Source organism: Pontibacter rugosus (assembly GCF_042678745.1).
GTDB lineage: Bacteria > Bacteroidota > Bacteroidia > Cytophagales > Hymenobacteraceae > Pontibacter > Pontibacter rugosus.
Genome location: NZ_JBHTLD010000258.1, coordinates 1 through 5,969, shown reverse-complemented (window position 1 = coordinate 5,969; position 5,969 = coordinate 1). Strand labels below are relative to the sequence as shown.

General features: G+C 43.3%; 6 protein-coding genes. 5 read left to right on the top strand and 1 reads right to left on the bottom strand.

Features of this window, described 5'->3' with window-relative positions; genetic code table 11:
- The first annotated feature begins 37 nt into the window (after positions 1–37).
- From ACFQ2O_RS19265 to ACFQ2O_RS19250, 4 genes are all read left to right on the top strand, one after another.
- Complete coding sequence (locus tag ACFQ2O_RS19265; RefSeq protein ID WP_377531847.1) at positions 38–1,252, top strand: IscS subfamily cysteine desulfurase; 1,215 nt, start codon at positions 38–40, stop codon at positions 1,250–1,252.
- Positions 1,253–1,339: 87 nt separating this feature from the next.
- A complete protein-coding gene (gene iscU / locus ACFQ2O_RS19260) occupies positions 1,340–1,753 on the top strand; it encodes a Fe-S cluster assembly scaffold IscU (RefSeq protein WP_377531844.1) in 414 nt (137 codons plus the stop codon).
- A gap of 15 nt (positions 1,754–1,768) precedes the next feature.
- Positions 1,769–2,176 carry a hypothetical protein gene (locus ACFQ2O_RS19255; RefSeq protein ID WP_377531841.1) on the top strand — a complete coding sequence of 136 codons (408 nt, stop codon included), beginning with the start codon at positions 1,769–1,771 and terminating at the stop codon, positions 2,174–2,176.
- 12 nt (positions 2,177–2,188) lie between these two features.
- Positions 2,189–2,515 (top strand): HesB/IscA family protein, encoded by a 327-nt coding sequence (locus tag ACFQ2O_RS19250; RefSeq protein WP_068839884.1) that lies wholly within the window; start codon positions 2,189–2,191, stop codon positions 2,513–2,515.
- Positions 2,516–2,632: 117 nt separating this feature from the next.
- Here the strand turns inward: ACFQ2O_RS19250 and ACFQ2O_RS19245 are convergent, their stop codons facing one another.
- Positions 2,633–3,829, bottom strand: a complete 1,197-nt coding sequence (locus tag ACFQ2O_RS19245) for a T9SS type A sorting domain-containing protein (protein WP_377531837.1) — start codon at positions 3,827–3,829, stop codon at positions 2,633–2,635.
- A 412-nt stretch (positions 3,830–4,241) separates the two neighbouring features.
- Here ACFQ2O_RS19245 and ACFQ2O_RS19240 point away from each other — a divergent pair, with 412 nt between their 5' ends.
- The gene (locus ACFQ2O_RS19240; RefSeq protein ID WP_377531835.1) at positions 4,242–5,747 is read left to right on the top strand and encodes a catalase; all 1,506 of its coding nucleotides are present in this window, start codon (positions 4,242–4,244) and stop codon (positions 5,745–5,747) included.
- The last annotated feature ends 222 nt before the right edge of the window (positions 5,748–5,969 follow it).

Here is a 5,969-nt window from a genome sequence, read left to right as displayed (position 1 = left end):
TTAATAAAACAGTATAAATAAAGAAACCACGAGTTATATGCTAACACTACCTATATACCTGGATAACAACGCTACTACGCCGCTAGACCCGCGCGTACTGGAGGCGATGATGCCATACATGACTAACTTGTTTGGTAACGCTGCATCCCGTAATCACGCTTTTGGCTGGCAAGCTGAAGAAGCGGTTGATTATGCTCGTGAGCAGATTGCATCGCTTATCAACTGTTCTCCAAAAGAAATTATTTTCACATCTGGCGCTACAGAGTCTGATAACCTGGCTCTAAAAGGCGTTTTCGAGATGTACGCTTCCAAAGGTAATCACATTATTACCTTAACAACTGAGCACAAAGCAGTACTTGACCCTTGCAAGCACATTGAGAAAATGGGCGGTAAGGTTACTTATCTTCAAGTTGATGAGAAAGGTCTTGTTAACCTGCAGGAACTGGAAAACGCTATCACAGATAAGACTATTCTTATCTCTATTATGTACGCTAACAACGAGATTGGTGTTATTCAGCCAATCCGTGAAATTTCTGCGATCGCTAAGAAGCATGGCGTTCTGTTCTTTACGGACGGTACACAAGCTGTAGGCAAAATTCCTGTGGATGTTGAGGCTGACGGCATTGACCTGATGGCTTTCTCTGCCCACAAAATGTACGGACCTAAAGGTGTAGGTGCTTTGTACGTACGCCGTAAAAACCCACGTGTTAAGGTTACTGCCCAAATGGATGGTGGCGGACACGAGCGTGGCATGCGTTCTGGTACCCTTAACGTACCCGGCATAGTTGGCTTAGGTAAAGCAGCTGAAATTGCAAAGCAGGACATGGAGTCTGATACTCAGCGCATTTCTGCCATGCGTGACCGATTAGAGCGTGAGCTGACCACTATCGAAGAATCATACATCAACGGTTCTACAGAGCACCGTCTGCCACACGTATCTAACATCTCGTTTAAGTATGTAGAGGGCGAAGGTTTGATGATGGGTGTGAAAGATTTGGCTGTTTCTTCCGGATCTGCCTGTACTTCAGCCTCTTTAGAGCCATCTTACGTATTAAAAGCATTAGGTTTGAGCGATGACCTGGCCCATTCTTCCCTGCGTTTCGGTTTAAGCCGCTTCACAAAAGAAGAAGAAATAGACTTCGCTATCAACCACGTAAAAGAAGCAGTTGCCAAACTTCGTGAACTCTCTCCACTATGGGAGATGTTTAAAGAAGGTATAGACCTTAACTCAATTGAGTGGGCAGAACATTAATAATGACGAATTAAGAATTACGAATTAGGAATGATTCGTGGTGCTTGGTTCAATTAGTAATTAATCATTTGTAATTAAATAAAAGCTATGGCTTATTCAGATAAAGTAATCGATCATTATACCAACCCACGAAACGTTGGTACATTAGATAAAGCGAAAAACAATGTTGGTACTGGCCTTGTTGGTGCACCTGAGTGTGGTGACGTAATGCGTCTTCAAATTGAGGTTGACGAGAACCAGGTAATCACTGACGCTAAGTTTAAAACTTTTGGATGTGGTTCTGCTATCGCATCTTCTTCTCTGGCGACAGAGTGGCTTAAAGGAAAGACGGTAGACGAGGCTCTGGCAATCGATAACATGGCAATTGTAGAAGAGCTAGCCTTACCTCCGGTTAAAATTCACTGCTCTGTACTTGCTGAAGATGCTATTAAAACAGCTATCAACGACTATAGAGTTAAGAACGGCCTTCCAGAATTGGAAATGGCTAAGTCTCATCACTAAGAAAACCCAGACTCGATGGAGTCAACTGCAGATGTACATGTAGAGAGTGCACGCATTCAAAAGCAGATTGAAAACCACTTAGGCATAAGCGGTAGCAGTCTGCTTTTTGAATTCAGGCAACTCGATAATAAACTGCGCCTCGACCTTATTACAGTTAATCCGCGCCACCAGCAGTCTTTTCTGCTGCACTCGGAAATTGGGTATGATCGTTTGGAAGTGTTACGGAAGATGCTGGAGTACGTCCAGAGTTACCGTGACATGGAAAGCTCCTACACGGTACAATGGATGGCCCGCGATGATAAAGAGCTTAACACTTCTTACTTCAGGTCCCGTAATATGTATGAAGCGTTAGATAAACTATACTATGGCCGAGACATGAACACGATCACCGTTTTTAGTGTGGTGCTCAATCCAGTCTCCTAAATTATTAAGATTATGATCACAGTATCAGACAAAGCAAAAGAGAAAGTAGTTAAGCTGAAGCAGGATGCTCAGCTGGATGACTCGTACCGCTTGCGTGCTTCTGTGGCGGGTGGTGGCTGCTCGGGCCTGTCTTACAACCTCGACTTTGATGACGAGGTAAAGCCAATGGACCAGGAGTTTGAAGACAAAGGCGTGAAAGTTGTGGTTGATATGAAGAGCTTTTTATACTTGGCAGGAACTGAGCTTGATTTCTCAGATGGCCTGAATGGTAAAGGCTTTTACTTTAACAACCCAAATGCTACCCGTACCTGCGGCTGCGGCGACAGTTTCTCTGTCTAACAGTAAGATTTATACTTTAAAAGGGCTCTGCTGGTAAAGCAGAGCCCTTTTTTCATGAGCTAAAATTGCAGTAAACAAGCTGCTCATAAGCTTGAACCCGATAAAGTTCTAAGCACCTTACATCTTGATAAACTTTGTAGAATGCCGCTGCCCATCTGCATCCAGCAGCACTAAAATATAAGTACCTTTACTTAAGCTGCTGACAGGTATAGTATGCCTGCTTAGCTTATGAGGTAACACAGTGATTAAATGGCGTTTCCCCATCAAATCAATTATCATTGCCTGCTGCAGCTTTTTATCAGTGTTCACTAAAAGCACATCTGATGTAATTGTCGGATGCACATTTACCATATGCGCTACAGATCGTGTTACGGCCTCAACGATAGAGTAGCTAAAACTATCATCAAGGTCCACCTGCTTTAGCCGGTAATAAGAAGTGCCTGCAACGGGTGCCTCGTCTAAAAACGTATAGTTCATGATGCTGGAGGAAGAACCTTGTCCAGTAACCATACCTATACTTTCATAGTTTTTCCCATCAGTGCTTCGCTCCACAGTAAAATGGCTGCTGTTTTGTTCGCTGGCTGTTTGCCACTTCAGCTCAACTAGTGCTCCTTGGGTGTTAGCCTTAAACTTAACTAATTCTACTGGTAATGGAACGGGCTCTAGCACCTGCTCCGGATACCATGTTATTGAAAAATCATCTACGGCCAGCCCATGATCAGCCTCCAGTTCGTCAGCATCTTTCCAGCGTAACATCAGGTAATGCCCAGCAGGAATCTCCAAAGGCAGTGAAGTTTGCAGCAGCTGACGATTATCAGCTGCATTGCCATTTAAAGCCGTACCTGGTAACTTATACTTTGGTCCGTAAAACTTCATTTCTGGCAGCTCCGTCCAGTTTCTATCAGACGAAGGAGAAGGCGTAAAACTATTTTTGTCGCTGCTGACAGCATAATAAAAGGAGATGACGTGCTGGCCGGCAGTACTGTTTGAAATACGCCATTGCTCACCTATATAACTTAGGTCTACCGCCTGTATAGTTCTGCCTGTATTATTCTGAAGCAAAACTGTATAAGTAAATTCTCCCGCTACCGCAGAGCTAATAGAACCTAAAGCCCGGTCTGAGGATCTTTCAGATCCATAACTGTAGAGGCCACCTGTATTACTGCCACCGTTATTTGCAGTTAAGCTATTCGCTGCCTTGCTACGAAATACAGACCAACCTGGCAAATACTCACCACCACTTTCCCAAATATCGCTGCCACTAACCGGCAAACCATCAAAATTTTGGCTATAAGTAGTACGATGTTCGCCCATGTTTACCTGCGCTTGTGCAACCTGAAAAGTAAGCATAGAAACAGAACAACATATCAGCAAACGCTGCATAAGGGTACAGTTTGTTTTCATTTAGTGGAACAGAATAAGTACAACAAGCTATAAATCAAGCTATAGCATATGGGTAATTTGATGCACAAACTGCTTCTGTTCTTCTTAAGTTCATCTGTTACTGAAAATTTAGTGAAAGTATAGTTGAACCCCCTTTCTACATGCTTGATGATTTGTTTAATATGAACCTCTTAAAACCATATTTCTATTACCATTAAAAGAATACACACATCATAATAGTATAAAACTATTTAATAATCAATTTTATTGATTTGATCTATATACTTAGTTCCTATACCTTTGAAGCATTACAACAATCTAGATCACCCTTATACATCCTATCATGAGCGAACAAGAAAAACACACCCGTATTACTACCGCATCAGGAAAACCAGTTTATGATTATGAGGATAGCCAGACAGCTGGACCTCGCGGACCAATTTTGCTTCAGGACTTTTTCCTGCATGAGAAGTTGGCACACTTTAACCGCGAAAGAATACCTGAGCGCGTAGTGCATGCAAAAGGCTCTGGAGCCTATGGTACATTTACTGTTACACATGATATTACGAAGTATACAAGAGCTAGGGTTTTCAGTGAAGTAGGCAAAGAGACTCGAGTTTTTCTACGCTTCTCTACTGTAGGTGGCGAAAAAGGCAGCGCCGATAGCGAACGCGATCCACGTGGATTTGCGCTTAAATTCTATACAGAAGATGGAAACTGGGATTTAGTAGGCAACAATACGCCTGTGTTCTTTATAAAAGACCCTAAGAAGTTTCCTGACTTCATACACACTCAAAAACGCGACCCTTATACAAATACAAAGAGCGCAACCATGGTATGGGACTTCTGGAGCCTTAACCCAGAGAGCTTACACCAGATCATGATTTTGATGAGCGACCGTGGCACACCGCTTTCTTACCGCCACATGCATGGTTTCGGCAGCCATACGTTCTCATTTATCAATGCTGATAATGAGCGTTTCTATGTGAAGTTCCATTTTAAAACGCTTCAGGGCATTAAGAACTTTAACGACGAAGAAGCAACAAAAATGAAAGGCCTTGACCCGGATCAGGCGCAACGTGACTTAGTAGAGGCTATCGAAAAAGGTGACTTTCCTCGCTGGGCTGTAAAAGTGCAGATTATGACACCACAAGAAGCTGCTAACTATAAGTGGAATCCATTTGATGTAACTAAAGTATGGTCTCAGAAGGATTTCCCGCTGATGGATGTAGGTGTGCTGGAGTTAAATGAGAACCCGGACAACTATTTTGCACACGTGGAACAGGCAGCATTTGCCCCTGCACATATTGTTGATGGCATTTCTTTCTCTCCAGACAAAATGCTGCAAGGGCGTATACTTGGTTACCCTGATGCCCAGCGTTACCGTTTAGGGGCCAATTACGAGCAAATTCCGGTAAACAGATGCCCTTTTGCAACAAACAACTACCAGCGCGACGGTGCAATGCGAGTTGACGGCAATGGTGGCAGCAAACCGAACTACTTCCCGAACAGCTTCGATACTTCTGTAGCAGATGAAAAGTACAGAGAGCCTGCAGAAGACCTGGGCCAGAACGTAGTAGCTGATTGGTATGATCGTAATGGAGTTGGTGAAAACGACCATTATACTCAACCAGGAGACCTATTCCGTCTCATGACTCCAGACGAGCAACGTGCTACAATCAGCAACATCATCGGAGCCATGAACGGTATTAGCGGACCAAAGAGAACCGAGATTATCAACCGCCAGCTGTGCCACTTTTTCCGTGCCGACATGGGCTTGGGGATGGCAATTGCACAAGGCTTAGGTGTTGATATTGCACAACATACAGGTACTCTTCAACCAAACTAGTTGGTTTTATATATATACAGTAGTGAAAGCGCCGGCAATAGCCGGCGCTTTTTTTTGCTTTTGCCACCTATAAATATCCTGTCTGCATTAGGCATGCACATCTTGCTCCTGCCAGATAGTATAAGCCTTCATTCCACCCTTGATATTATCTTCATAACACAGGAACTATAACAGCAGCAGATATGTATAAATTTATACATGAATAGATGATCATATATCTAT

What these genes read in the sequence shown, in the direction of transcription:
- ACFQ2O_RS19265 (WP_377531847.1), top strand. Translation starts at nt 38, where the DNA reads ATGCTAACACTACCTATATACCTGGATAACAACGCTACTACGCCGCTA.
- iscU (WP_377531844.1), top strand. Translation starts at nt 1,340, where the DNA reads ATGGCTTATTCAGATAAAGTAATCGATCATTATACCAACCCACGAAAC.
- ACFQ2O_RS19255 (WP_377531841.1), top strand. Translation starts at nt 1,769, where the DNA reads ATGGAGTCAACTGCAGATGTACATGTAGAGAGTGCACGCATTCAAAAG.
- ACFQ2O_RS19250 (WP_068839884.1), top strand. Translation starts at nt 2,189, where the DNA reads ATGATCACAGTATCAGACAAAGCAAAAGAGAAAGTAGTTAAGCTGAAG.
- ACFQ2O_RS19245 (WP_377531837.1), bottom strand. Translation starts at nt 3,829, where the DNA reads ATGGGCGAACATCGTACTACTTATAGCCAAAATTTTGATGGTTTGCCG.
- ACFQ2O_RS19240 (WP_377531835.1), top strand. Translation starts at nt 4,242, where the DNA reads ATGAGCGAACAAGAAAAACACACCCGTATTACTACCGCATCAGGAAAA.